Source organism: Streptomyces sp. H27-D2 (assembly GCF_035828615.1).
Lineage (GTDB): Bacteria > Actinomycetota > Actinomycetes > Streptomycetales > Streptomycetaceae > Streptomyces.
On record NZ_JAYMZR010000014.1, the window covers coordinates 46,116 to 70,422 of the forward strand.

Annotated in this window: 23 protein-coding genes and 4 pseudogenes; 16 read left to right on the forward strand and 11 right to left on the reverse strand. The window is 68.6% G+C overall.

All coding sequences use genetic code 11. The features are described 5' to 3' along the window. Positions 1 to 93 precede the first annotated feature (93 nt). Positions 94 to 1,281: an aminotransferase class I/II-fold pyridoxal phosphate-dependent enzyme gene (locus QMK28_RS08425; protein ID WP_326436400.1), complete on the forward strand. Its 1,188-nt coding sequence runs from the start codon at positions 94 to 96 to the stop codon at positions 1,279 to 1,281. On the opposite strand, the gene QMK28_RS08430 is transcribed toward QMK28_RS08425, so the two are convergent. The 3 genes from QMK28_RS08430 to QMK28_RS08440 all read right to left on the reverse strand — a co-directional run bounded on the left by QMK28_RS08430 (position 1,177) and on the right by QMK28_RS08440 (position 3,120). Continuing rightward, complete coding sequence (locus tag QMK28_RS08430) at positions 1,177 to 1,896, reverse strand: serine hydrolase (RefSeq protein WP_326436401.1); 720 nt, start codon at positions 1,894 to 1,896, stop codon at positions 1,177 to 1,179. The two genes, QMK28_RS08425 and QMK28_RS08430, sit on opposite strands and share 105 nt — an antisense overlap. Before the next feature lie 360 nt (positions 1,897 to 2,256). Then, positions 2,257 to 2,493, reverse strand: coding sequence for a hypothetical protein (locus tag QMK28_RS08435; protein ID WP_326436402.1), 237 nt, complete (start codon positions 2,491 to 2,493; stop codon positions 2,257 to 2,259). Positions 2,494 to 2,673: 180 nt separating this feature from the next. Continuing rightward, positions 2,674 to 3,120, reverse strand: coding sequence for a MarR family winged helix-turn-helix transcriptional regulator (locus tag QMK28_RS08440; RefSeq protein ID WP_326436403.1), 447 nt, complete (start codon positions 3,118 to 3,120; stop codon positions 2,674 to 2,676). 73 nt (positions 3,121 to 3,193) lie between these two features. On the opposite strand from QMK28_RS08440, the gene QMK28_RS08445 reads away from it, so the two are divergent. Further along, positions 3,194 to 3,568 carry a cupin domain-containing protein gene (locus QMK28_RS08445; RefSeq protein WP_326436404.1) on the forward strand — a complete coding sequence of 125 codons (375 nt, stop codon included), beginning with the start codon at positions 3,194 to 3,196 and terminating at the stop codon, positions 3,566 to 3,568. Positions 3,569 to 4,046: 478 nt separating this feature from the next. Beyond that, positions 4,047 to 4,187, forward strand: a complete 141-nt coding sequence (locus QMK28_RS08450) for a hypothetical protein (protein ID WP_443050584.1) — start codon at positions 4,047 to 4,049, stop codon at positions 4,185 to 4,187. Positions 4,188 to 4,237: 50 nt separating this feature from the next. On the opposite strand, the gene QMK28_RS08455 is transcribed toward QMK28_RS08450, so the two are convergent. Next, on the reverse strand, positions 4,238 to 4,882 hold the full coding sequence (locus tag QMK28_RS08455; protein WP_326436405.1) for a hypothetical protein: 645 nt from the start codon (positions 4,880 to 4,882) through the stop codon (positions 4,238 to 4,240). 438 nt (positions 4,883 to 5,320) lie between these two features. Here QMK28_RS08455 and QMK28_RS08460 point away from each other — a divergent pair, with 438 nt between their 5' ends. Then, entirely contained in the window at positions 5,321 to 5,857 is a 537-nt protein-coding gene (locus tag QMK28_RS08460) for a CbrC family protein (protein ID WP_326436406.1), read from the forward strand. A gap of 1,195 nt (positions 5,858 to 7,052) precedes the next feature. On the opposite strand, the gene QMK28_RS08465 is transcribed toward QMK28_RS08460, so the two are convergent. Continuing rightward, positions 7,053 to 7,430 (reverse strand): hypothetical protein, encoded by a 378-nt coding sequence (locus tag QMK28_RS08465; RefSeq protein ID WP_326436407.1) that lies wholly within the window; start codon positions 7,428 to 7,430, stop codon positions 7,053 to 7,055. Positions 7,431 to 7,668: 238 nt separating this feature from the next. Here QMK28_RS08465 and bla point away from each other — a divergent pair, with 238 nt between their 5' ends. Together bla and QMK28_RS08475 are read left to right on the forward strand one after the other, a co-directional pair. Next, positions 7,669 to 8,589 carry a class A beta-lactamase gene (gene bla / locus QMK28_RS08470; protein WP_326436408.1) on the forward strand — a complete coding sequence of 307 codons (921 nt, stop codon included), beginning with the start codon at positions 7,669 to 7,671 and terminating at the stop codon, positions 8,587 to 8,589. 180 nt (positions 8,590 to 8,769) lie between these two features. Further along, on the forward strand, positions 8,770 to 9,603 hold the full coding sequence (locus QMK28_RS08475; RefSeq protein WP_326436409.1) for an NAD(P)H-binding protein: 834 nt from the start codon (positions 8,770 to 8,772) through the stop codon (positions 9,601 to 9,603). 472 nt (positions 9,604 to 10,075) lie between these two features. On the opposite strand, the gene QMK28_RS08480 is transcribed toward QMK28_RS08475, so the two are convergent. Both QMK28_RS08480 and QMK28_RS08485 read right to left on the reverse strand, forming a co-directional pair. After that, complete coding sequence (locus tag QMK28_RS08480) at positions 10,076 to 10,669, reverse strand: NAD(P)H-dependent oxidoreductase (RefSeq protein ID WP_326436410.1); 594 nt, start codon at positions 10,667 to 10,669, stop codon at positions 10,076 to 10,078. 521 nt (positions 10,670 to 11,190) lie between these two features. Next, positions 11,191 to 11,322 (reverse strand): annotated as a pseudogene (locus QMK28_RS08485) (peptidoglycan bridge formation protein FemAB); the annotation flags it as partial. A 205-nt stretch (positions 11,323 to 11,527) separates the two neighbouring features. Here QMK28_RS08485 and QMK28_RS08490 point away from each other — a divergent pair. The 4 genes and pseudogenes from QMK28_RS08490 to QMK28_RS08510 form a co-directional block, all read left to right on the forward strand. Continuing rightward, entirely contained in the window at positions 11,528 to 11,932 is a 405-nt protein-coding gene (locus QMK28_RS08490; protein WP_326436451.1) for a M23 family metallopeptidase, read from the forward strand. Positions 11,933 to 12,469: 537 nt separating this feature from the next. Beyond that, positions 12,470 to 13,261, forward strand: a pseudogene (locus tag QMK28_RS08500) (N-acetyltransferase). Between the two features lie 100 nt (positions 13,262 to 13,361). Further along, on the forward strand, positions 13,362 to 13,985 hold the full coding sequence (locus QMK28_RS08505) for a class I SAM-dependent methyltransferase (protein WP_326436414.1): 624 nt from the start codon (positions 13,362 to 13,364) through the stop codon (positions 13,983 to 13,985). A 100-nt stretch (positions 13,986 to 14,085) separates the two neighbouring features. Beyond that, positions 14,086 to 14,199 (forward strand): annotated as a pseudogene (locus QMK28_RS08510) (IS5 family transposase); the annotation flags it as partial. Between the two features lie 191 nt (positions 14,200 to 14,390). Here the strand turns inward: QMK28_RS08510 and QMK28_RS08515 are convergent. Continuing rightward, on the reverse strand, positions 14,391 to 15,752 hold the full coding sequence (locus tag QMK28_RS08515) for an FAD-dependent oxidoreductase (RefSeq protein WP_326436415.1): 1,362 nt from the start codon (positions 15,750 to 15,752) through the stop codon (positions 14,391 to 14,393). Between the two features lie 278 nt (positions 15,753 to 16,030). Between QMK28_RS08515 and QMK28_RS08520 the strand changes: the two genes are divergently transcribed. From QMK28_RS08520 to QMK28_RS08530, 3 genes are all read left to right on the forward strand, one after another. Further along, complete coding sequence (locus QMK28_RS08520; RefSeq protein WP_326436416.1) at positions 16,031 to 16,696, forward strand: TetR/AcrR family transcriptional regulator; 666 nt, start codon at positions 16,031 to 16,033, stop codon at positions 16,694 to 16,696. A gap of 407 nt (positions 16,697 to 17,103) precedes the next feature. After that, entirely contained in the window at positions 17,104 to 19,107 is a 2,004-nt protein-coding gene (locus QMK28_RS08525; RefSeq protein WP_443050586.1) for an APC family permease, read from the forward strand. Positions 19,108 to 19,734: 627 nt separating this feature from the next. Next, the gene (locus QMK28_RS08530) at positions 19,735 to 20,187 is read left to right on the forward strand and encodes a PhzF family phenazine biosynthesis protein (RefSeq protein ID WP_326436418.1); all 453 of its coding nucleotides are present in this window, start codon (positions 19,735 to 19,737) and stop codon (positions 20,185 to 20,187) included. Positions 20,188 to 20,231: 44 nt separating this feature from the next. Here QMK28_RS08530 and QMK28_RS08535 read toward each other — a convergent pair whose 3' ends face one another. From QMK28_RS08535 to QMK28_RS08545, 3 genes are all read right to left on the reverse strand, one after another. Next, positions 20,232 to 20,462 carry a VOC family protein gene (locus QMK28_RS08535; RefSeq protein ID WP_326436419.1) on the reverse strand — a complete coding sequence of 77 codons (231 nt, stop codon included), beginning with the start codon at positions 20,460 to 20,462 and terminating at the stop codon, positions 20,232 to 20,234. Positions 20,463 to 20,500: 38 nt separating this feature from the next. After that, on the reverse strand, positions 20,501 to 20,629 hold the full coding sequence (locus tag QMK28_RS08540; protein ID WP_326436420.1) for a hypothetical protein: 129 nt from the start codon (positions 20,627 to 20,629) through the stop codon (positions 20,501 to 20,503). A 307-nt stretch (positions 20,630 to 20,936) separates the two neighbouring features. Continuing rightward, on the reverse strand, positions 20,937 to 21,122 hold the full coding sequence (locus tag QMK28_RS08545) for a hypothetical protein (RefSeq protein ID WP_326436421.1): 186 nt from the start codon (positions 21,120 to 21,122) through the stop codon (positions 20,937 to 20,939). A gap of 230 nt (positions 21,123 to 21,352) precedes the next feature. Between QMK28_RS08545 and QMK28_RS08550 the strand changes: the two are divergent. The 3 genes and pseudogenes from QMK28_RS08550 to QMK28_RS08560 all read left to right on the forward strand — a co-directional run. After that, positions 21,353 to 21,496 (forward strand): annotated as a pseudogene (locus QMK28_RS08550) (methionine adenosyltransferase); the annotation flags it as partial. A 179-nt stretch (positions 21,497 to 21,675) separates the two neighbouring features. Then, the gene (locus tag QMK28_RS08555) at positions 21,676 to 22,284 is read left to right on the forward strand and encodes a TetR/AcrR family transcriptional regulator (RefSeq protein WP_326436422.1); all 609 of its coding nucleotides are present in this window, start codon (positions 21,676 to 21,678) and stop codon (positions 22,282 to 22,284) included. A gap of 602 nt (positions 22,285 to 22,886) precedes the next feature. Then, entirely contained in the window at positions 22,887 to 24,122 is a 1,236-nt protein-coding gene (locus tag QMK28_RS08560) for a glycosyltransferase (protein WP_326436423.1), read from the forward strand. Positions 24,123 to 24,307 lie beyond the last annotated feature (185 nt).

A 24,307-nucleotide genomic window follows, 5' to 3' on the forward strand; every position in this document is an offset into this window, starting at 1 on the left:
GTCGGCTGCTGCGCGTGAAGTTAGCCTGAGGCCGCTGGGACCGAGGGGACGTCCATGACGTGGGGGTGGGATGTGAAACCGTCACTGTTTCGCATGCTGGAGTGGCACGAGCAGATCGAAGCCGAACGACAGCAGCCCAAGGGCAGGGTGTTCATCTCGGACTACAACGGCGGACACCCGTTCGTCGAGAAATATCTGGGTGAGCTCGCCGACGCCGCACCTCATCGCCTCGCGGACATCACCCGCTACTCGGGACTGGACGAGGACACCGAGCTGCGGTCCAAGACCGCCGAGATGCACCGCCGGTACGACGATGTGCCCTACACCGAGGACAACGTCATCCCCGCCGGCGGCTCCAGCAGCGTCCTGGGTACCTTCGCCGTGTGGCTGGCGCTGACCGGGCGAAGGCGCATCCACTACATCCCGCCCGTCTACTACAAGCTGGCCTACCTCTTCCAACGGATGGGCATCGAGCCTGTCCCGGTCGCCCGCGGCCACGCGTACCAGGATGAGTTCGACCTCCGATTACCGGACGAACGGACCGTCCTCGTACTCACCGACCCGGTCTGGTACGCCGGACGGCGTGTTCCCGTCGAAGTGCTGGAGAGGATCAGCGCGTGGCAGCGAGCGACCGGCTCGCTCGTGTTCGTCGACGGGACGTTCCAGTACATGCCGTGGGACGAGCAACGGGGCGAGGCCAGTGCGCGGCTGCCCGCCGCCCAGACGCTGCGCATGGTCTGCCCCACCAAGTATCTGTCGATCCACGGCTACCGCTGCGCCCACCTCCTCGTTCCGCGGCGGATGCGCGAGGAGGTGGCCGAGCTGCACATCAACTTGCACGGCGACGTCGCGGTCAGCGATCGGATCTTCGCGCATCGCGCGGCTGATCTCATGCTCGACCAGGGCAACGGCGACCTCATGGAGCACGTGCGGGAGCAGCACGCGGAGCTCACCGCCGGCGGCGCGCTCACCGCCCAGGTGCCGATCGAGACGGGATTCTTCCTCTTCGCGCGCCCACGACTGCCCCGCCGGCAGTTCCTGGCGCTGGATGCCAAGTTCTTCGAACTCGACGGATATCCGGGCTTCGTCCGCATCAACCTGCTCAACGAGAACGGCCTCAACGCGCTGCGAGGCCGAGGAGCGGCGCCGCAGTCCCTACGTGCGGCGCCGCACTCTCTACGCGACGGGTCGTCCTCGGCCGAGGTCATGGCGGCGGCGCCACACGCCCGCGGAGATACGGGCCAGCAGCCGTGCGGCGGGATCGTCGACGTCGTGCCCTGAGGCCAGCGGCCCGCTGTAGCAGACGCACAGTGCGTACGGGGCGGCGTCGTGCGGGTAGACGACGGCGGCGCTGTGCCGCAGCCCGGGGAACCAGCCGTTCTTGCCCGCCAGCCGGGTGCCGGACGGCAGCCCTGTGGCGAGGTCCACACGGTGGACGTTGTCCTGGAGCAGGGTGAGCACGTCCGGCTCCAGCGACTCCAGCAGCCGTACCAGGTCGAGGGCGGTCACCCGGTTATGGACCCCCGCAGCGCGCCCCGCGTAGTCCTCGATGCCGCGCGGGCTGGAACTGCCCGTCACCCCGGCCTGCCGCCACACCCGGTCCACCGCCTCCTGCCCCACCTGCGCGAGACACAGATTGGTCGCCAGGTTCGAGGAGTGGGTGACCATCCGCTCGGCGAGCCGGCGCAGCGACGCCGTACCGCCCAACAGACTCCACGGCAGCGGGTCGCTGTCCGCGGCACGGCTGTTCGCGTACACGCCGCCGGTCACCGACTCGAACCGATTGACCACCGGCACCACCGTCTCCAGGCTCAGGCGACTGCGGTACAACGCCGCCAGCACCGCCACCTTCATGGTGCTCGCCGCATCATGCGCGACGTCCGCATTGCGCAACACCACCGGAACTTGCCGCCACGGCGCCACCACCACTGAAAGCACACCTCATCGTAGCCAGTGAGGTCCCGTACGGCACCACACCCACGTTCCAAGGATCGGGGGCGGGAGAGTCGACTACCTTCGATCCGACGAGATGCGCCGCCGGGCCGGGCGGCGGCGGGGGCGTTCGCCGCTCAGCGCAACGCTGTCGGCCCAGGTGGCCGCGCTGCTCGCCTGCATCCGGCCTCAGTCGCGCGTAGAGCCCCGCGAGGACGAGCGCCGTCTCCGGCGGGCCCCGTCACTGATACCGGTAGCAGCTCCCAGTGGCCACCGGGCAGCCGTGGAACGCGGACCGCAAAATGGCTACGTCGGGGCGCGGGATCAGTCGTTGCACAAGACGCAGCCCTCCCAGTGCGGCAGCGAGCTCAGGACGCGGTGCTGTACACACGAGGCCAGCGCGGCCGCGTCTGAGTCCGGGAAGGTATCGCGCCGGTGCTCGGCGGTCGCCGGATCGAACGCCTCGACCATTTCTCGGTACTGCCGGAGGTAGTCCTGGGCGAACGGCGGGTGGTAGCCCAGCTCGTCCCACCGGTGCCGGCGCGAGGCGAGGTCGAGCACGCGCAGCGCGCTACGGGTCTATTTCTATAGACGTGTCAGCGAGTGTTGTGCCGCGAAGCTCTTGAGGAGATTGAACTGTCACGCGAGGAGAGGGTGAAACTACCCGGTTCGAGCAGTTTCTACGTCCCGACGGAGCTTCTCCGTATCGGACCGTAGACATTGGGGCCTGTGGCCCGCGCCTCACCAGGTGGGCCGTAGCCGTCCGTTCGGTGCGATCCGGGCGAGATCCTCCCGCAGCGCGCGCAGCCGCTGCTCGCCGAGCGCGTCGCGCCAGGGGGCGATCGCTTCCGCCGCGGCGTCCTCGGCGGCCCGGGTGCAGGCCCGACCGCGTTCGGTCAGCACCACCAACCGGGCCCGCGCGTCGTCCGGATGGGGTCGGCGCTCGACGTACTCCTTGCGTACGAGTTCGTCGACGAGTTGGCTCGCGGCCTGCTTGGTCACGCCCAGGTGCTCGGCCAGCTCGCCGGCCGTCGCGCCGCCCCCGGCGATCCGTGTGAAGGCGAAGCCGTGCGCGGGGCGGACGTCGTCGAATCCGCGCGCGGCGACGCCGGTGTTGATCCGGTCGACGAGTCCGCCCGCGGTGGCGAGGATGAGGGAGCTGAGGGTCAGGGCTTCTTGGCTGTCCACGGGAAAAGCTTGACATGCATAGTCAAGCCGCTTGACTATATAGACAAACTACTTGACTATATCGGAGGTTCTCATGCCCGTTGTCCGCGCTGCCGACGCCGTCGTCCACACCCTGCACGGGGCTCATTTCACCTCCTACGCCGGCTCCGCGTCCGGCAGCCGGGAGCTGTGCGCCTGGCGGCTGGACATGCCCGGCGGAGTGACCGGTGTCGCGCACCGCATCACCCGCGAAGAGGTCTTCTGGGTCCTGGCCGGCACCTTCCGCGCCACTGTCGACGGGCATTCCTCTGACCTCGTGACCGGCGATGTCCTGATCGCCCCCGCAAGCAGCTCGCTGCGGCTCGACACCCCCGGCGAGAGCCCGGCCGCGGCCTGGGTCACCACCGGCGTCGGGCTCGAAGCGGTCTTCGACGACGGCTCGCGCGTCACACCGCCCTGGGCGGCCTGAACGCCCCGGCCCCGCCGGAGGATCACGGAAGTCCGACGTTCCTCCACCACGGCGGGAGGGGCGCGCCCCTTGGCCCCCGACCCGTGCTCGGCATGCTCGCCACCGGAGCCCTCGGCCTGGCGGAGGCACCCTGTCTGCGACGCGGACTCGACGGTCGACACACCCGGCCGCTAGGACCTCGCCGACTTCGGGGAGGCCGATCACTCCGCGGTGAACGCCTCGGTCACCTCATGCCGGTGCGCGCACTACCGACTGATCAGCGTCGAGGCGCTGATGAAGAGGTGATCGCACGAAGGGTCGCCGTCGGCGTTGGCTGCGGAGTAGTGCCGCTTGAGTTGCCAGAGATCTCCGATTCGCTGCCATCGCAGCCGCTCGGCGGCATGGGCCAGCGCCTCGGGACGCAGCCCGGTCGCCCCAGCAGCACGCCGACCTCACCAGGGGCGGCTGGCCTGTCTCAGGGGGTGGCGACGCGCTGGGTGTGTTCGGGGCCACGGTGGACGCGCTGACCGACTCGGCGCGTACGGGGGCGCACCCCCGCGACGTACGGTTCGGGCTGCGGCTCAACGAGGTGCTCGCGCAGGCCGAGGCAGCGCTCGGACCGGTGCCCGCCCGGTCCTGAATGCGGGCCGCCGGCCGCCCTCACGACGGCCCGCATTCGTGCTGCCGTGGTCAGCCCATGCGCTCGATGCGGGCGTTGCGGATCAGGAACTTGCCCGGTTCGCGGACCTGCTCGAATGCCGCGTTGTTCAACAGGGCGCAGCTGCCGGAGGCCGAGACGACCTTCACCGTGGTGGCCTTGTCGTTGTCGAGGTTGGTCACCTTGAGCTGGGTGCCGACGGGGAACTCGCTGCTGGACGCGGCCGGTGCGCCGCCTTCGCCGGAGAGCGTCACGGTCGACCCGGCACAGACGACCTCGCCGGCCGCCTGGTCCTCGCCACCGGCTTCTTCACCGGGCGATGCGCTGTCAGCAGGGTCCTCGGCCGGCGGTGCGGCCTCGTCCTCGGCGCCCGCCTCGTCCCCGCACCCGGAGGCGGCCTGTTTACGCCGGATCTCCGCGATGACGTCCTCCCGGTTGGCGATCCGGGCCTCCGACTGGGCATCCGGGTTCGCTCGCTGCCCGGCGATGAACTCCTCGTTGTTACTCACGGCCGTCGCCAGCCCTGTACAGGCGACCGACGAACTCTGGTCCGCCGGTGGGGACTGCGATGCCTGACTGGTCCCGGCCAGTACGGCCGCCGTTCCGCCGGCGAGTGCGACGGCTCCCGCAAGCAGGGCGAGCTTCTTCTTGCGGCTGAGGGTCCTTTTGCGTGACACGTAGGGCTCCTGTCCCCGGACCGGAGGTGCACTCCGGCCGGTGCGGTGCGTGTGTGGCCCTACGTACGAGTAACACGTCCCTTCCGTTCAATCGCCTCACACATAACTTCCGTACCCTTGGCGCTGGTTGCGTGTCACTCACCCGGCGGCAAGCGCCCGCACAAGGCACTCAGCGCCTCCGTGTACCTATGATCGGCCGGTGTCGCATACCCCACGACCAGCCTGTCCTGCCGTGATCCGGTGGAGACGGCGGCCGGATGAGCGGCAGCGATGCCGACGACGGCGAGGAAACGCTCAGGCGTCCGTTCGTCGCCGGGTGCGAAGCAGTCGCTCAAGATTTACCAACCTCGTCCACGAGCGCATCCAGCCGCTCCTGAGACCTCAGGTGCTGGAGCCGGTCGGCACGGTCGCCGGCGAATGATTGCTACGGTCGCTGGCGTGAGCGAACTGCTTCCGGTCTTTCCGTACCATCCAGATCCGCTGGCCACTGGATCGGTGGTTGCGTCCAGCAGGGTGTGCGTCTGCTGCGGGCGATCGCGGGGGTACCTCTACACGGGCCCGGTCTACGCGGTCGAGGAACTCCGGGGGCGGCTGTGCCCGTGGTGTATCGCGGACGGCAGCGCGGCCGAGCGATATGAGGCGCACTTCATGGGCGACCCTGTCGGTGACGAAGTGCAGGTCGCGGTCGTTCTGACCGTGGCCGCGAATACACCGGGTTTTTCCGCGTGGCAGGATCCTCGGTGGTTCTTTCACTGCGGCGACGGTGCTGCGTTCCTGGGGGCGGTGGGGGCCGCTGAGCTGAGCGAGTTTCCTGACGCTCGGGAGGCATTGCGGAGCGAGGCCGACGGGTGGGGCTGGGGCGTGGATGAGGTGGAACGTCACCTCAGTGCTCTGGACAAGGACGGCCAGCCCACGGCCTACCTCTTCAGGTGCCGGTCCTGCGCAACGCACCTTGCATATGCGGACTTCACATAGCCGAGCGAGAAGGGCGACGACAGGCACAGGGGAGCTGGTGGCACGCGGGCCGATCGCTGCGCTCAGCGACCCCGAGACGGCCGCCGGGGTGGGCCGGCCGCAGGAGTTGGAGAGGGCTGATGCGGACCCTGATGCCCGGCTCCACCATTAACGATCTTCGAAGAGGACGTCATCATCCGCCGGCACCAGCAGCTCCTCATCCGTCGCAGGGAAGAACGCCGGGCAGATGAGTACCACGATTCCCCCACCCAGGAGCGGCAGGGCTTCCCGATGCGCTTCGGCAAGTGCCAGGTCGAGGTCGGCTCCGGCGGCCGCTCCGTGCGATCCGGTGGAGAATCGACCTCGTGACCCTCTTCTACTGCTCGAAGTGCGGTGCCGCGCTTACTCCCGATCTTGTTGCCCTGGCCGCCGTCCCGGAAGTCGCGGACCCGGACAGCGGCAGGGACGAGAGGACAGGACGTGCGGGTTCCACCGTGCCGCGTGGACACCATGCGGTCGACCCGGAGCCCTGGGGGTCGCCTTTCGTCCCGGACGGGGATGCGGAGAGGCCGACGCGCCAGTCCGGGCGTGCCCTGCTGATGGTCGACGGGCATCAGCAGGTGTCGGCGGGTCCCCGCAACACCATCGTCATCCACCCCGGGGATGCGCCTGGCCTGCAGCCGTTCGTGCAGGGCGACAACAATGGGGGCTGTTGCGGACCAACCGGCGCGCACGGCCCCAACCGGGCGTGCCTGTGCGGCTCCCGCCTGGCAACGCTTGTCGCGGACTGCATGGGACCGTGCGAACTTCACTTCGATCCCGTCCGGGTATACGCATGGAACCCATGACAGCGTATGTGTGCCGCCGTCGGCCGGGCGGGAGCAGCTACCGGCCGGTCGGCCGGCACACGACCGCCCCCGCCCCGACCGCCGTACGGCCAGCGCATCGCGAGGCGGACTGCTGCGGGCACTGTGCAATATCCGCGCTGTCGATGGAGATAACGGTGCATCACTGACCTCGCGTCGCTGGGCAGAAGCCGTGGAAACTCGGCTGTGCCCATGGATCGAGGTGGGGAGCATGACGCCGAGCCGGTGCGCTTCCAAGGCGGCGACCGTCCCTGTAGGCGCGGGGGAGAGCGCACCGTCACGCCGCAGCGTGGTGATCAGCCTGCTGAAGGGGTGCGGGCTCAACCCGGTGAACGGTGATCCGGCCCTCTTCAGTCGGCCGTGGCTGCAAAACGGTGGAATTCGTGGACCACTCGGATCTCGCCGATGATGTGGGCATTGAAATCATCGAGTTCTTCGGCCGGAACCCACAGCTCAAGGATCGTCTGTCCGCCGGCCTGCTGGATGGGGTAACGAGTCAGGAACTCGGACTCGACCTCGAAGCGGGTGACGAATCCGGCCCCGTCGTACTTGACGTTCCAGTCCCTCGCGATCTTGATCGCGTATTCCTCGTTCAGGACCGGGTAGAAGATCGGCTGTTCAGGCAAGCGGGGCGGCCATGCACGCCACTTCAGCTCCCGGACCAGATCCAGCTCCTTGGGACCGGTCGGGCGCCACAGGGTCGTTGCATGCTGGCTGGTCATGAACATCGCTCTCTGAGCGGGCGGCGTGCCGGTATGGCGGTCAGGAGATCGGACGATACCGGGGTGGTGAGCGGCTGGCCAGAAAGATCCTGTGAGCGGCACCGGTTCCCGTCGCGCCGGCACGTCACAGCGGCGGAGATATTTCGGGTCCAGCCGCGGCAAATGGCATGCAAGCGGAACCGGAGGGGCTCGTGAGGTGTCTTGTTCTGCGGACACCGTTCACCGGTCAGAGGAGAAAGCAATCGTGGAGACCTCCGGAACGCGCCCGAGCCGCCGCGCGGTGCTCGCCCTCGGCGCCGGGGCGGCGCTGACCGCCGCGGTGTCCACGGACGGGGTGGCCTATGCGGCATCGCCGGGTGTGGGAGACCGCATCTCCCGGGCGCTGAGCAATCTTGAGAAAGAGCATTCCGCCCGGCTCGGCGTGTTCGCGTACAACACGGTCACGGGCCGGAGCGTGCTGCACCGCGCAAAGGAGTCGTTCCCGATCTGCTCGGTGTTCAAGACGGTCGCCGCCGCTGCCGTCCTGAGAGACCTCGACCGGCACGGCGAGGTCCTCGCCAAGCGCATCCGGTACACCGAAAAGGATGTCGCGGACTCGGGCTACGCCCCCATCACGGGCACGCCCGAGCACCTCGCCGACGGCATGACCGTCGCTGAGCTGTGCGGGGCCGCCATCGCCTACAGCGACAACACCGCGGCGAACCTCCTGCTCCGCGAACTCGGCGGCCCTACGGCCGTCACCCGCTTCTGCCGGTCGATCGGGGACGAGACGACCCGGCTCGACCGGTGGGAGCCCCAGCTGAACTCGGCCGAACCATGGCGCGCGACAGACATCACGAGCCCGGCCGCTATCGCGCGGACCTACGCGAAGCTCACACTCGGCAATGCCCTCACGCCCCGGGACCGGCAGCAACTGACCGCATGGCTGCTCGCCAACACCACCAGCGGGGCTCGCTTCCGCGCCGGCCTTCCCCAGGGCTGGACCCTCGCGGACAAGACCGGCACCGGCGAATACGGCACCACCAACGACGTCGGCGTCGCCTGGACGCCGGACCGGACACCCATCGTGTTGGCCGTCCTCTCCACCCAACACGACGCGGACGCGCCGGCGGACGAGCCGCTCGTCGCCAAGACCGCCGCACTGCTGGCGGCAGCACTCGCCTGACCGACGCGACAGCGCGATGGCCCAGCCTGCCGCAGTGTCTGTGTACTCGGTGACGTGCACCGTCACGTGCGGATGAACAGGTCCAGCTCTGGGTGCCTGTTGGGCCTCCTTGACCTGAAGCTTGGTTGAGGTCTCACCGTCATGTCACCTACACCACCACATGACGACAGGAGAAGACCCATGATCCTCGTGACCGGGGCTACCGGAAACGTAGGAAGCGCGCTCTTGAAGGAGCTCCAGGCGTCCGGCGCCGGACCGTTGAGGGGGACCACCCGTGACACCGCACGGGCCGCATTTCCGGAGGGGGTTGAAGTCGTCGAGGGCGACTTCGCTCAGACCGCCTCGCTGAAGCCTGCGCTGGAGGGGGTGCGTTCGCTGTTCCTTGTGTCACGCATGGGATCGGACGCCGAGATCCTCGAGGCCGCGCGGCAGGCAGGGGTGGAACACGTGGTGTTGGTGTCCTCCATCACCGCCCAGACCCATCCGCATCTGGGCCCCGCCGACGAGAACCTGACTGTCGAGCATCTGCTCAAGGACAGCGGCATGGAGTGGACGATCCTGCGGCCGACGCAGTTCGCCTCGAATGCCCTGTGGTGGGCAGGAGCGATCCGCGAGCACGAAACGGTCCGTGTGCCCTATGCAGACATCGGCCTGCCCACAATCCATCCCGCGGACATCGCATCGGTGGCTCGGGTGGCGCTGACCGAGTCCGGCCACCGAGAGCAGACGTACGCACTGACCGGCCCGGAGCGGATCACAGCCCGGCAACAGGTCGGGGCCATCGCGGCGATGCTGGGGCGGGACGTGCCGTTCGCCGAGATCGGCCGGGAGGAGGCGCACCGCCAAATGGCCGGGTTCCTGGGCGACGAAGCCGCGGACGCGGTGCTCGACGTGACGGGCGGCGACGTCAACGACGAACTGCTCACAGTTCGCGACACCGTCTCCCAGATCGTCGGTGCCCCGGGCAGGGTGTTCCAGCAATGGGCCTCGGGGAATGCCGCTGCCTTCCGGTGAGCTGCCCGGTCCTGAGTACGTTCATCTGTCCCGAGCAGGAGACCTTCCGGTGTGACGCCGGCAGCGGGTCGGGACCATCCGCAGGCGCGGTGGCCGGCGCTCACATCGGTGGGACAGTCCTCACAGGGCAGAGCGCGGTCCAGCCTGGTGGCTGACACCGCATGCCGATCCGTGAAGTCCAGCCGGGCACCCGACGCGTTGCCCCAGACCCCGACCCCGACCCCGACCAGACCTTGCTGATCGGTCCGCGTCGGGTGCCCGTCGGCATTCGCACATGCGGTGCACGCCAAGCGCAACACGGCTATCAGGACGCCCGATCGCTCAAGCACCCTCGCGGATCTATGCACGCTGCCCCTCCCGGTTCACTGGCGGAACCAAGACAGTCCTCTGGCCGGCGGGCCCGCCGCCCAGCCTTCTCCGGATCAGCGCCAGACCTCGCGGAAAACGGGCTCCACGCCGGATATGGCGGGTGTCAGGTCATCAGCGCGGCGGCTTGCTGACGCGCTTGGTGCAGCCAGGACGCACGTGTTTCATCGGCTGAATCGGTGACCGTGCGGAAGACGACTCGGCGGACGTCGGCAACTCCCACGTACGGCAGGACGCAGGCCGCCCAAATCTTTTGCAGCGGGTCGCCGAACTCGCTCTCTTCACGGTCGGCGGGTGTATCGGAGGTGTTCAGGATGAGAGCCCGGCCGATCTTGAGCAACCCCAGGGGCTCCCCATCCGCGGTAGCGAGCTTGTAAGCGACGCCGGGCGCGAGCACGCGCTGCACCCAGCCTGTGAGGACAGCGGGTGGCATGCCCCACCAGTTTGGATGAACGAACACCAGGGCGTCCAGGGTGGCCACCTCCGATCGGTGCAGTTCCACCTGTGCGTCACAGGCGGAGGTGGCCGTCTGGACCGTCTCCGTCTCGTCGGCGGACAGCGCGGGTGCGAATTCTTCAGCGCAGAGGTCATGCGCGAGCACGTGACATCCTCGGTCACGCAACTCTTCTACCACGGCATCGAACACAGCATGATTGAAGCTGCCCGGCCGCGGGTGTGCGAGGTAGACACCTATACGCATGGTTCATCCCCAGTCGACGGCTGAACTTTTGCGGGGGTTGGTCGTGCAACCGCCCCCGCCCGATTTGATCATCATCACCCGTCAGGCACTGTTCGTGGAGCAGGTTTCGAGATCCCGCAAAGCCACCGGCCTTCTCGCCGCGTTGAAGACCGTCCCGAGCCTGCAACTCACCCTTCGCCGAGACGTCGTCCGTGAGCCGTCTTCCGTTACTGGCGCGACAATCTGACGGACGGTGAACGCCTCGCCCCCTGGATCCGGCCCCGGGCAGCCTGACGCGCGACCGCCCATACGGGCACACGCTCCGGCGCTCACCCGGGATCATCCCCGCCGGCGTGGGGAGCAGGAAGCCATGGGCTCCGGGCTGTTCTTGTCGAACGGAGGCGGAGGGCGACTCCCGGGACATGGGACCGTCCGCGCGGGGGTGGGCGGGGGAGCTGAGAGGTTCGGTACGCACTGTTCACTGGGCGAGGGGCGTGTCGGGAATGCGGGTGTCGGCTCGCTGGGAGGGGCTGGTCGGCTGGCTATCGCCGTGTCATGTAGAGGTCGAGTGCCTTGTGCAGGAGCTTGTTGAGCGGGAAGTCCCACGCACCGATGTACTCGGCTGCCTGGCCTCCGGTGCCGACTTTGAACCGGAGGAGGCCGAGCAGGTGATCACACAGCTTGCCCCATCGGACATCGAGGTGACGAAGAGTCACGTCTTCCCGAAATGTTGCTCAGAGCCACAACCGGTGTCCGCGATCCAGGGTCAAGCCCCGTCGGCGTCCACATCTGTACCCCTCCTTTGGCAGGCCTGTGTTGGCTCCCGCCGACGGAGTAGTTGTGGCGACCGCGAGCAGGCAGCGTGATCACCTGTCCCGGATGTCGCTCCCCGGCTTCGTCTACCTCCACCTGGAGGGTTTCGTACGCAGCCTGGGCTGGCCATGCCACCTCTGGGGCAACTACATCCTGCTGGACCTGGGTAACGGAGTCCACACAGGCTTCGCGCACTTGCGGCGTGGCTCGCTTCGAGTGACTGTGGGCGACAGCGTGACGGCTGGTCAAGAGATTGCCGAGTGTGGGAACTCCGGTAACACTTCCGAGCCTCACCTGCACTTTCAGCTCATGGACGGCTCCGATGTGATGACCGCACGCGGCCTGCCATTCGAATGGCGTTACCGCGACGGCGAAGGGGTGGAGCACACGGGAGTGCCCGTGGATTCCACACACTGCGCCGGCGTTGGGTCTCCTGCCATCGTCTCCCTTCGGCTGGGTCGGTCCGTTTGAGTCCGGAGACGGTGGCAAGGCGTCGTCGGCCCGAGCCGTGGCTTCGGCGCCCGAGGCCGGAATGCCGGTCGCGCAGCACCCATCTACGACAACAAGTCGCTGTAGGCGGCCTGACGGGTCACCCGTTCCGCCCCGGTCCTCGCGGCCGGGGCGGAACGGGGCCCTCAGCTGCCGGCACTCCCCCCAAAGCTCGGCGACCGACGGCTTCTCTGTCGCCTTGAGTCTGGTGAGCAACCCGACTCAGAGTCGCATGGACGTGCCCGGCGACCTGCTCGCCGTGACTGGCCCTGACGACGTGCTTTTCTGCACCGGCGGCCTGAACAGCTCGTAGGCATGGCGGCGTCCCGGCCCGCCGGCACAAGGTGTTCATTGCGCTCGCCGGCGTCAATCAGCCACCCGGTCGATATCCCCGCGGCTCAGGAGCGCGGTCAGAACACTGTCCGGCCCAACCCACGAAAGGTACGAAAGTACGTCGCACGGGATAGCTGAGAGAAATCCAGTGGCCGCGATGATGACCTTGTGGCAGGGTGCCCCGCTGTGACAGCCGTCGACAGCATCCAGATCACCTCGCTCGCCGAGCGTCCGTCGTTGAACGCCCGCGTCTACGAGATCGCCGAGACCTGGCCGGCGTTCATCTCGCACGATCCGGTCGCGGGCGCCTTGTTGAGCAGGGTGGCTGAGGACTTCCCGCAGTACTGCGTTGTGGCAACGGATGGCGACCGCGTCGTCGCGCGGGGGCTCAGCGTGCCCTTCAACGCCGAGATCGGCGACCGGGAGGAGATGCCGGACTAGGGATGGGACCGGGTGCTGGTGTGGGCATACGACGACCAGCGTCGCGGACACCCGGTGACGACAGCCAGTGCGCTCGAGATCACGGTGGACACGGAGTACCTCGGCCGCGGTCTGTCGTACCGCATGCTGGCCGCGCTGCTCGACGCGGTCGGCCGGCAGGGCCACCAGGCGCTTCTGGCGCCGGTCCGTCCGACGGCCAAGCACCTGCAACCACGCGTCCCCATGGCCGCATACCTCCGCCAACGGCGCGCCGACGGGCTGCCGACCGACCCTTGGCTGCGCGTCCACGTCAAAGCGGGCGGCAGCATCGAGAAGGTCGCTCCCGCATCGATGACGGTCAGCGGATCCCTGAGCCAGTGGCGGCACTGGACCGGCCTGCCCTTCGACCGAGACGGTGACGTCGAGGTGCCCAGTGCCCTGGTCCCGGTGCACTGCGACACCACGCATGACCACGCGGTCTACGTCGAACCCAATGTATGGATCCGACACGGCGTGCACCCGCACACCGCCGAAGGGCTGCTGCCATCCATCGGTTAAATGCCAAGGTCAGGGGGGCAAAGAGGGGTTCTCGCCGAGCGGATCAATATGCGTCCAGGCTGCTCCGGTGCCATGCTGGAAGCGAGACACGGAGGCCGCGATGGGGTTCTACACCGACCAAGTGGTGCCGCGGATCATCAATGTCGCCTGCGGGGTGAAGGCAGCCGAACCGCTGCGGCGCCGGGTCTGCGAGGGGCTGAAGGGCGAAGTCGTCGAGCTCGGATTCGGCACGGGGCACAACGTCCCCTTCTACCCGCCTACCGTCACCGGCGTAGCCGCGGTCGAGCCTTCCGATGTCGGATGGAGACTTGCCGGCGACCGCATCAGGGCGGCGCGGGTCCCGGTGCGGCGGGCCGGCCTGGACGGGCAGTCGTTGCCCTTCGAAGACGACAGTTTTGACGCTGCTCTGTCCACTTGGACGCTGTGCACCATCCCCGATGCCGATACCGCTCTGCGTGAAGTGCGGCGTGTCCTGAAGCCCGGAGGGACTCTGCACTTCCTCGAACACGGGCTGGCCCCGGAAGAGGACGAGCAGGTACGTCGCTGGCAACGACGGCTTGAGCCGGTGAACAAGCGGCTCTTCGGCGGATGCCACCTCACCCGGCCGACCGTGGACCTGCTGACGAACGCAGGGTTCACGATCACGGCACTCGACGCCTTCTACGAGCAGGGCGTACCGAAGGCTATGGGGGCGGACTCCCTCGGCACCGCCGTGTCTCCCTAGCCGCTCATCACTCGACCTCGGTCGGGTCATGAGTCCGGCGCGGAGGGTGCGGACGGCTGGGGGCGGGCGCGTCCGCACCGCGAGCGCACGGTCATCGAGCCTCGCCCATGACTACGAGACCCACCCGCACGGCCCCGAAGCCATGATCTACTTTGCGATGATCGGCCTCATGAGCCGCAGACTCACCGCCGAAGCCACCCCCAACTGGCGAGACCCACAGCCCGGAATCAAACATGAAGCCGGCCGTGCGCTTCGCGGCCACCGTTCACATCGCCGCGATCAACGCGTGGCTGCGATCCGGCGGCATTATCCGTCCCGCACGCCATGCTGACCGCGGCAACGGCCCGGGGAGTCGACCGGGAAAGGAAGGCAAGCCCTGGCGCGACCAGAAGCAGGTGGCCGCTGTCAGGTGCCGCTGTGGCGGAGCATGTCCTCTCGTTCGACGACCTTGACGCGCTCGCGGTCCTGCGCTGCGCCCAGGGCCCGCTCATGGGCGTCGAGTTGGTGCCAGCCGCCCCAAGTGGTGTAGCGGATGCCGCGTTCTCGCAGGACGGCTGTGACGGCGTCCGGATCCGGTGCGGCGGCTCCGGGGAGGCGGCCGCTTGTGTGGTCGTCGAGGAGACAGGCGACGGTCTCGTTGGCGTCGCCCTTGGTGTGGCCGATGAGTCCGACGGGGCCGCGCTTGATCCAGCCGGTGACGTAGACGGCGGTCTGGTGGCTGTCGGCGGCCAGCACACGGCCGGCCTGGTTGGGGACGGTGCCGGAGACAAGGTCGAAGGGCAGCTTGGGCAGCTCGTCCGAGTAGTAGCCGACCGCCCGGTAGACGGCCTGGACGTCCCAGTCGGTGAAGCGGCCGGTGCCGCGGACGTTGCCGGTGCCGTCGAGTTGGGTGCGTTCGGTGCGCAGCCCGACCACGTGCCCGGCTGCGCCGAGGATCTCCTCGGGGGACTCGAAGAAGTGCAGGTAGACCTTGTGGGGGCGGGTGCCGATGTCGCGGATGGCCCAGTTCTCCAGGGTGGAGGCGACCATGTGGGCCTGCTTGTTGCTGCGGCGCTCGGCGATGGAGCCGTCGTCGTAGTCGATGTCTTCGGGGTCGACGACGACCTCGATGGTGGGGGAGTGGTCGAGTTCGCGCAGTTCCATCGGGCTGAACTTGGCCTGCGCGGGTCCGCGGCGGCCGAAGATGTGAACCTCCAGGGCCTTGTTCCGCTGAAGCCCGGCATGGACGTTCGGGGGGATTTCGGTGCGCAGCAGCTCGTCGGCGGTCTTGGCGAGGATCCGTGCGACGTCCAGGGCGACGTTGCCCACCCCGAGGACGGCGACCTTCTCGGCCTCCAGCGGCCAGGTCCGCGGGACGTCGGGGTGGCCGTCGTACCAGGAGACGAAGTCGGCGGCGCCGAAGGAGCCGTCCAACCCGACGCCGGGGAGGTCAAGGGCCCGGTCGGCCATCGCGCCGGTGGCGAAGACCACGGCGTCGTAGAAGCGGTGCAGGTCATCCAGGGTGATGTCGCCCGGATAGTCCACGTTCCCGAAGAGCCGCACCTGTGGCTTGTCCAGCACTTGGTGCAGCGCGCTGACGATGCCCTTGATCCGCGGGTGGTCCGGCGCCACGCCGTAGCGGATCAGCCCGAACGGCGCGGGCATCCGCTCGAACAGGTCGATGGACACTCCCGGGTCCCGGGCGGCGTCGGACTTCAGCAGCGCGTCAGCGGCGTAGATGCCGGCCGGACCGGCACCGACGATCGCGACACGGATGGGACGAGGCATACGAGACGTTCCTCCAAGCAGCGCGGACAGACGGTTCGAGACAAGCCCACCCGGTGGGTCCCCGGTAGCCGGCGGCGACCTATGAGCCCATAACCCGAAGCTATGACCCGGCACGTCCCGGTCCACCTGAGCGCTCGTGGCGGGCATCGATGCCATCTCTCCCACCGAGAGCCGAACAGGCGTGTCACCCAGAAGCGTATGGCACCAGGTGACAGAATCTTCGGGCGGTCCACGGTCCGGAGCCGCCGGTATGCTGTCCCGCCCAGGAGGAACTTCGCATGCACCCGAGCCCGGCTGAACGCACCGCGTCCGCCGGCTTGCGTGATCGCAAGAAACTCAAGACCCGCGACGCGCTCTGCCACGCGGCCCTCGACCTGTTCGGCTCCCGCGGCTTCGAGGGCGCCACGCTCGACGACATCGCAGCCGCGGCCGACGTCTCCAAACGCACGGTGCTGCGCTACTTCACCGGCAAGCAAGACATCCTGCTCGCCGTGTTCCGGGAGATGGCCGCGCTCACCGTGCGTGAGCTTGAGCGCAGACCCGCTGAAGAGGCCCCGCTGACCGCCCTGCGTGAAGCCACGCGCCATGCCTTGTGCGAGGTGGGCCGGGCCCTTCCCGAGTACCGCGGCACGCCGACCTGCCTTGCCGTCCTACAACTGGTGGCGACCACGCCGGGCATGCTCGTCTCCCTCCACCACGTCCTCCTGGTCCACCAGGACGCACCCGCGAAGATCCTCGCCGCGCGCGAGCGGATCGAAGACCCGGCCGACCCGCGCCCCCAACTCCTGGTATCCGTGCATGCCGTCGCCATGACAGTCGCCGTCCGCTCCTGGCAGGCGAGCGGTGCCCATGATCTCGACACCATCCTCGACACCGTCGATATGTGCCTCGACAACCTCAGCTCGGCCATCGCCGGCCGCTGGTCAGTTGCCGCACCCGCCTGACCGCCGTGGTCAGCACGGCACCTGGGCCCCTCGGTTCGTGTGCCGTCGGCGCTGGGTCCGAACACGCCACCGCAGTCGCATGTTCGGCCAGGGCCGCGGGGCCGGTTGCGCCGGCGGGGAACCATCGGGCGACAGTGGAGAGCTGGGGAGGCCGAAGCCCCGATTACGCCAAATGCGCCACTGGTTCGCAGATCCTCGCGCGTCCTTAACGCCGACGCCGTATCGCCTCCAGGGCGTCAGCTGGATACCGTCCTGGCGGCCTCACCTGCGCAAACGAAGTCGCCGCAGGCCGCCGGGGAGACTGTGGAACGGTTGTTCGCGGAGTCGAGCGGCTGAGTGGGTCGGCTTACGCTCGCGCTGTGTTCAACGTGACCGAAATCCTCAAGCGCCTGGTGATCGGGCGAGCCATGCGCAGCGAAGAGCTGGGCGAGACGCTGCTGTCCAAGCGGCTCGCCCTGCCGATCTTCGCTTCCGACCCGCTCTCCTCAGTGGCCTACGCCACCCAGGAGATCCTGCTGGTTCTCACCCTCGGCGGCCTGGCCTACCTCCACTTCACCCCGTGGATCGCGGCCGCCGTCGTGGCGCTGATGACGGTCGTGGTGCTCTCCTACCGCCAGGTGGTGAACGCCTACCCGAGCGGCGGCGGCTCGTACGAGGTCGCCTCGACGAATCTGGGGCCCTCTGCCGGCCTGGTGGTGGCCGCCTCGCTGCTGGTCGACTACGTCATGACGGTGGCCGTGTCGGTGGCCTCCGGGGTGGACAACATCATCTCGGCGGTGCCCCGGATGGCCGAGCACCGGGTGCTGACGGCGCTGGTCTTCGTCGCTCTTCTGACCGCGATGAACCTGCGCGGTGTACGCGAGTCCGGCCGGACGTTCGCCGCCCCCACGTACCTGTTCGTCGGCGGTGTGCTGATCATGGTCGGCACCGGACTGTTCCGCTACCTCATCGGTGACGCACCGGTGGCCGAGAGCGCGGCGTTCGGCGTCAGGCCGGAGGAAGGGGACGCGAACCTGACCGGCCTGGCGATGGTGATGCTGGTCCTGCGCGCGTTCTCCAGCGGCTGTACGGCTCTGACGGGCGTGGAGGCGATCTCCAACGGCGTACCCGCCTTCCGCAAGCCCAAGTCGAAGAACGCCGCGACCACCCTGGCCGCCATGGGCATCATCGCGGTCACCATGTTCGTCGGCGTCACGACGCTCGCTCTGATCACCAAGGTGCACATCACCGAAAACGCCTGCCGGCTGACTGGTCTCGGCGGTGACTGTGCGGGCTACACCCAGCGCACCGTTATCGCGCAAGTCGCCTCCGCCGTCTTCGGCGGGAACAGCGTCGGCTTCTTCTTCATCCAGGCCGCCACCGCCCTCGTCCTGATCCTGGCCGCGAACACCGCGTACAACGGCTTCCCGCTGCTCACCTCGATCCTCGCCCAGCACCGATACCTGCCGCGCCAGCTGCACAACCGCGGCGACCGGCTTGCCTTCTCCAACGGCATCCTGGCGCTGGCGATCGTCGCCGGCCTGCTGCTGTGGGGTTTCAAGGCGGATGTGACGAGCTTGATCCACCTCTACATCCTCGGTGTCTTCACCTCCTTCACGCTCTCCCAGACCGGTATGGTCCGGCACTGGAACCGTGAACTGCGCACCGAGACCGACCTCGCCGCGCGACGACGGCACCAGCTGGCCCGCGCCATCAATGCCACCGGTGCGGTCGTCACCGGCCTGGTTCTGGTCATCGTGCTGGCCACCAAGTTCACCCAGGGCGCCTGGCTGGCGGTACTGGCCGCAGCATTGCTGTGGCTGATGATGCGGGCCATCCGACGCCATTACGACCTTACCGCCGCCGAGTTGGCGGTCACCGATGCGCAGAGCGAACTCGCCCCGCCATCAAGGGTGTTCGCGATCGTGCTGGTCTCCACCGTGCACAAGCCGACCCTGCGTGCTCTGGCGTATGCCCGCGCCTTCAGGCCGCACCAGCTGGAGGCGCTGACCGTCGCGGTCGACCCCGAGGGACTGGCCAACCTCGAGCGGCAGTGGCAGGAGTTCGACATCCAGGTCCCGCTCAAGGTCCTCAATTCCCCGTACCGCGAGATCACCAGGCCGGTCGTGGAGTACGTTCGCTCCATCCGGCGTGCCGGTCCGCGCGACGTCGTGGCGGTCTTCATTCCCGAATACGTCCTCGGCCACTGGTGGGAGAACCTGCTGCACAACCAGTCGGCACTGTGGCTCAAAAGCCGTCTGCTCTTCACGCCGGGGGTGATGGTGACCAGTGTGCCGTGGCAGCTGGACTCCTCCGCGCACGCCGACCGCCCGGCGGTGCGCGCCCCGGGCTCGGTTCGCCGCGGCGAACCCGTCCCGCCCAGCACGCCGGCCCGGAAACCGGTGGCTCACGGCAGCTCTGACGACAAGTAACGCCGACCAGATCCTCTGGGAGGCGAGCGAATCGGACCAGCGCACGTGGGCGGTACGAACGCCAACCCCTCTGACTACCTGGCCTTCCCCGGCGTCGCAGCGCCCTTTGCTGCTACGAGCGACTCCTCAAACTCACCATGCAGGACACGGCCTGAGGAGCGGGTGGCGGTAGCCGTACCTCCGCCGTCCTGCTGGAATGGCGAGGAGCGGACCTCCTGTTCCCGGCCCAACTTGCCGCAGCTTGTCCATACTTGAGCATGAACGACATCAGGGATACCAGGGGACCGTATGGAACCGAGCGCGATAGTTGCAGAGGTAGTCCCTATGGTTGCGCCCTCTGTCGGTTCTGGAGCAGCGGCGGCGGGAACGCGATGGGGAGAACTCGTTTCTGAGCGGCTGCGTATGACGCCGCAGAGGCGGACCGCGCAGACGGGCTGGGCGTGACCCCGCCAAACGAACAGGTGGCAGAGGCGGTGCAAGGGACGGCGCGGGGGCTGTGCTGCTCACGGAGGTGGAACGGTGGGGCATCGACGCCGGCCGGCGAGCGCTGAAGGCTTTCCCCTGCGATGCCGCGCAGTCTGCGGTCGTCTGCCGGGACCGGCTGCTGCGCCGCCTGTATGTCGACTGGTGCCCATTGGCCGGGCTGATCGACACGGCACCGCGGGCACCTTCGTTCCCGTTGAGTCCTCCCGCCGGTTCGGCCGATGTTCGGCGGAAGCGCGGAACTGGACGGCGCCCAGCACGGGTTCGCCGTCCACGAGGACCCGCACCGCGTTCGCCCTGCCGCTGGCGGACCAGGCCGCAGCGGACTGGGCCATCCGCTGGTTCACGCCGCTCGTCGAGGCCAGTCTGTGCGGTCACGCCACCTTGGCCACGGCGCATGTGCTGCGGGCCGAGCGGGGGCTCCTCGGTGCCGTGCGGTTCATGAGCCGGCGGCACGGGGTGCTCGTGACGCATGCTGACGACGGAGGCGACATCACCCTGGACTTTCCCGCGGTACGTGGTATCGGCTCCCTGCAATCGCCCCTGCGCGCCTTCGCCGCCGCCACCGGGCTGGACGGCCTGCACGGACTGACTTGATCGGCACGGACGCGGGTACCGGTCGGCTCGGCCGCAGATGACCGCTACGGGCCGTCGACGCCCACGATCACACCGAACGGACCGCGTACCTGGGCGATACGCACCCCAGGACTGACCGTGAGGGGACCGCGGTGGTGCGCGCAGCCGGCGTCCAGCAACCAGGCCCGCGCTTTGTCGATATCCGCGACCTGCCAGCAGAACACCGGACTCCCGCCTCGCGGATTGCGCTCGTCGTCATCGGGGTGAAAGCCCAGCTCGACGCCGGCGTGCTCCACCCACGCATGGACAACGCCCGCTTCGCTGACGTCGCGCTCTACCGCACGCCCGACAACTCGCCGTACCAGTTGGCCGCGGCATCGGAGTCTTCGACGAACGCCGTCACCGTGCGTACGTGCTCGAAGGGTCGGGTGCTGCGGGCTGCGATGGTCGGCTTCGCCGTCATCACGACCGTCGTGGCAACGGCGTCCGCGCTACGTCGTCACCGGCGGGCCGCCGTGCTGTGGGCGGCAGCGTCCTGCAAGCGGGGTCGGCGACTGGAAACGCGGTGCAGCACCGCAGGTCCCAGGGGGTGGGTGGGTTCTGCGGTACTGCGTCCTGCCGGACATTCCGCCGTCCGGCAGGTGGTCCTGTGGTGCCCTGGCCGGCAGGCCGGCCGGGGCACCACAGAGGGGTCCGGGCAGGGGTGTTCACCCGAATCGCTCACGCATCCGGCGCCTGCGGCTTCCCGCAGGCGCCGGGCAAGAAGCGCGTTAGTCGAGGTCCATGTCGCCGAAGATCACGACGGTGTTGAAGGAGTTGTCGATGTCGGTCACGATGCTGTCGTTGATCCAGGTGTTCGATGCCGAATGGCCGTCGTAGCCTCCGGCACTCGCGGTACCGGCGCCGCCCAGGACGACGAGAGCGGCCAGAGCGGCGGTGGCGATTGCGGTACGCATACGCATTATTTTTTCTCCTCGTACAGGACTTCGTGACGCTCCACCACTTCTCGGCGGCCAGCCGGCGGAAACCGGGCACGGAACAAGATCACCCGTATGGAGCCTCCGTGTGACGGATCGGCCGGCAGCGCGACTGCCTCTGCGCCTCGTTGGAACCCGGCGTCCGCCAGCCCTCGTGCCGTGAGCCAAGAACGTCGTGGCCGCGGGCCTGGCCTCTTACTGCGAGGTCCAGGCCGGCTGTCCGCGACCTGGGCCTGCTGTGGCCGATCTACGTGAAGACCGCCGCCTACGGTCACTTCGGCCGGTAACTGGCCGACTTCGCCTGGGAACGTACCGACCGCGTCCCGGCCTTGAGTGAGGCAGCAGGCGTGTGACGCACATCGCATGACAAGCGGGCGCTGGAGTCCCGCCGCCGAGACGCCTCGCCCTGCGAGGCTCCAACGGGCGGAGGCAGGATCACCGCAGGTGCCCGCTGACGCCGCCGCACCCGCCCCGGGGCGGAGGTTTTTACAACTCCCGGTAGATAGATAGAACGGTACGTATGCTTCTCGGTATGACTCTTGATCCCCCCAAGGCAACTGTCCGCCCCTCGGCCGCCCGTCGTCGTCTGCTGTCCGCGGCCGACGAGCTGTTCTACGCGCAGGGCATCGACGCCACCGGAGTGGACGCCATCATCGAAGCGGCAGAAGTCGCGCGGATGACGTTCTACAAGCACTTCCGGGGCAAGGACACCTTGGTCGTGGCCTACCTCCAGGCGCGCGACGCGCGCTGGAATGAACTCCTCACGCACGCACTCGAAGGCGTCGGCGACGACCCGCGGGCGCGGCTCATCGCCGTGTTCGACGCCCTGGGCAGCTGCCACGCCGACCCGGACTTCCGCGGCTGCTCGTTCGCGAACGCCGCCGCCGAACTGGCCCATCGGGACCATCCAGCGCGCGCGGTGGTCACGGACCACAAGAAGGCTCTGCGCGAGGACCTGACCCGGCTGACGCAGCAGGCAGGCTTCGCGAACGTCGGTCTTCTCGTCGACACCCTCCTGATGCTGTACGAGGGCGCGACCACCACTCAGGCCCTGGGATCGGTGGAGAACGCGATCGGAAAGGCCCGCACCACCGTGCAGCGACTTCTCGACTCGTGGCCGACGGACGACGACGGCTTATGAGCGGGGGCGCCATCGCGTGGCCGCCGCGCTCCGCGCGGACCGGCAACTCCCCCCGCAGAAAGGCATCTGATGGAACAGGGCAAGCCGCGGCTGTCGGTCGCGTGGAAAGTCGGCATCGCGGCCCTTCGCCATCGGCCTGCCCGCCCCGCTGCCCGAGGCCACCGGCCGCTACGCGTAGATCTCCCTGCGCAAGCTGCGCTCCCACGCCGGCGGCAAGCTGTCCGAAGCCGACCGGACCCTGCTCGACACCCTCCTCGAAGACGCCGGCCCGCATCCTGAGGCGCGAGGACCTTACTGTCCGTACCACCCGTACCACCTGGGCCGCCCGCCGCCCCTGACCCATCCCCGGGCTGTGCGCGACGCCGACGAAGAGCGCATGCTGCTCGTGGCGCCAGAACTCGCGACGTGCTCAGCGCCGTACGCGGCGCGCCCGGTATTTCGCGAGGAGGTTGTCCGTCTGTAGCGGACGAAAGAGGGAAAGGGGGAGTGCCCACTCCTCTCCACTCTCAATTTATAGCGCACAGGGGGGCTTGCGGCAAGGCCCCGGTCGTGCCGCAGAATCGTCGGCCGAGGCCAGAATCTGCGGAAATGGGAGTCACGGAATGCGTGTGTTGTTGTCGACGTACGGGTCGCGCGGGGACGTCGAACCGCTGGTGGGACTCGCGGTGCGGTTGCGGGCACTGGGCGCGGAGGTGCGGGTGTGCGCGCCGCCGGACGAGGACTTCGCGCAGCGGTTGGCCGGTGTCGGCGTGCCGCTGGTTCCGGTCGGCCGGTCGGCGCGCGCGCTGACGACTGCGGCGCCGCCGCCGTCATCCCTGCCCCAGCGCGCGGCCGAGTTGGTCGCCGGCCAGTTCGAAGCGGTCACCGCGGCGGCCGAGGGATGTGACGCGCTGGTGGCGACCGGCATGATGCCGGCCGCGGCCGGCGCGCGGTCGGTGGCCGAGAAACTGGGCATCCGCTCCGTGTCCGTGACCTTCCAGCAGCTCACCCTGCCGTCGCCGCACCACCCGCCGCTGGCGTATCCGGGCCGGCCGTTCCCGCCGGAGGTGACCGACAACCGGGCGCTGTGGGACCTGGACGTCCAGAGCATCAACGCGCTGTTCGGTGCGGCGCTCAACACGAACCGGGCGTCGATCGGCCTGCCACCGGTGGACAACGTCCGCGACTACGTCATCGGTGACCAGCCGTGGCTGGCGACGGACCCGATCCTGGACCCGTGGCAGGAGACGCCGGACCTCGACGTCGTCCAGACCGGCGCGTGGATCCTGCCCGACGTCAATCCGCTCCCGGCCGAGTTGGTGGCGTTCCTGGACGCCGGCGCACCACCGGTGTACGTGGGCTTCGGCAGCATGCCCATGCACACATCGACGGACGTCGCCCAGGTGGCCATCGAGGTGATCCGAGCGCAGGGCCGCCGCGCGGTCGTGGCCCGCGGTTGGGCCGACCTGGCCCTGATCGACGACCGGGACGACTGCTGCGTCGTCGGCGAGGTCAACCAGCAGGTGCTGTTCGGCCGGGTGGCCGCCGTCGTGCACCACGGCGGCGCGGGCACCACGACGACGGCCACCCGGGCCGGCGCGCCTCAGGTGGTGGTACCCCAGGCGGCGGACCAGCCATATTGGGCCGGCCGGGTGGCCGAGCTGGGTATCGGCTCGGCACACGACGGTCCGACTCCGACCTTCGAGTCCCTGTCGGCCGCGCTCAGGACGGCCCTGACCCCCGAGACCCGCGCACGAGCGAGGGCCGTGGCCGGCACGATCCGCACCGACGGGGCGACGGTGGCCGCGAAGCTGCTGCTCGACGCGGTCAGCCGAGAAAGGCAGCCCATGTCCGCGTGAACCACGCGGGATCGTCGAGCCAGGACCCGGAACACGAGCCCGCGAACCCTGGCGACCTGAACCGACGACGGCCACGGGGTCCACGTCAGGCGGAGCGCTGCTCGTCATGGCCACCAGGTTCGTCACGCCGGCTCAGACGCCTTGCCGGGCGCAATCGTTGCAAGCGACCTCAGATCGGAACTGAT

Coding starts and splice junctions, on each gene's coding strand:
- QMK28_RS08425 (WP_326436400.1), top strand. CDS start 94: ATGCTGGAGTGGCACGAGCAGATCGAAGCCGAACGACAGCAGCCCAAG.
- QMK28_RS08445 (WP_326436404.1), top strand. CDS start 3,194: ATGCCCGTTGTCCGCGCTGCCGACGCCGTCGTCCACACCCTGCACGGG.
- QMK28_RS08465 (WP_326436407.1), bottom strand. CDS start 7,430: ATGTTCATGACCAGCCAGCATGCAACGACCCTGTGGCGCCCGACCGGT.
- QMK28_RS08475 (WP_326436409.1), top strand. CDS start 8,770: ATGATCCTCGTGACCGGGGCTACCGGAAACGTAGGAAGCGCGCTCTTG.
- QMK28_RS08480 (WP_326436410.1), bottom strand. CDS start 10,669: ATGCGTATAGGTGTCTACCTCGCACACCCGCGGCCGGGCAGCTTCAAT.
- QMK28_RS08490 (WP_326436451.1), top strand. CDS start 11,528: ATGTCGCTCCCCGGCTTCGTCTACCTCCACCTGGAGGGTTTCGTACGC.
- QMK28_RS08505 (WP_326436414.1), top strand. CDS start 13,362: ATGGGGTTCTACACCGACCAAGTGGTGCCGCGGATCATCAATGTCGCC.
- QMK28_RS08515 (WP_326436415.1), bottom strand. CDS start 15,752: ATGCCTCGTCCCATCCGTGTCGCGATCGTCGGTGCCGGTCCGGCCGGC.
- QMK28_RS08520 (WP_326436416.1), top strand. CDS start 16,031: ATGCACCCGAGCCCGGCTGAACGCACCGCGTCCGCCGGCTTGCGTGAT.
- QMK28_RS08525 (WP_443050586.1), top strand. CDS start 17,104: ATGCGCAGCGAAGAGCTGGGCGAGACGCTGCTGTCCAAGCGGCTCGCC.
- QMK28_RS08540 (WP_326436420.1), bottom strand. CDS start 20,629: ATGACGGCGAAGCCGACCATCGCAGCCCGCAGCACCCGACCCTTCGAG.
- QMK28_RS08545 (WP_326436421.1), bottom strand. CDS start 21,122: ATGCGTACCGCAATCGCCACCGCCGCTCTGGCCGCTCTCGTCGTCCTG.
- QMK28_RS08555 (WP_326436422.1), top strand. CDS start 21,676: ATGACTCTTGATCCCCCCAAGGCAACTGTCCGCCCCTCGGCCGCCCGT.
- QMK28_RS08560 (WP_326436423.1), top strand. CDS start 22,887: ATGCGTGTGTTGTTGTCGACGTACGGGTCGCGCGGGGACGTCGAACCG.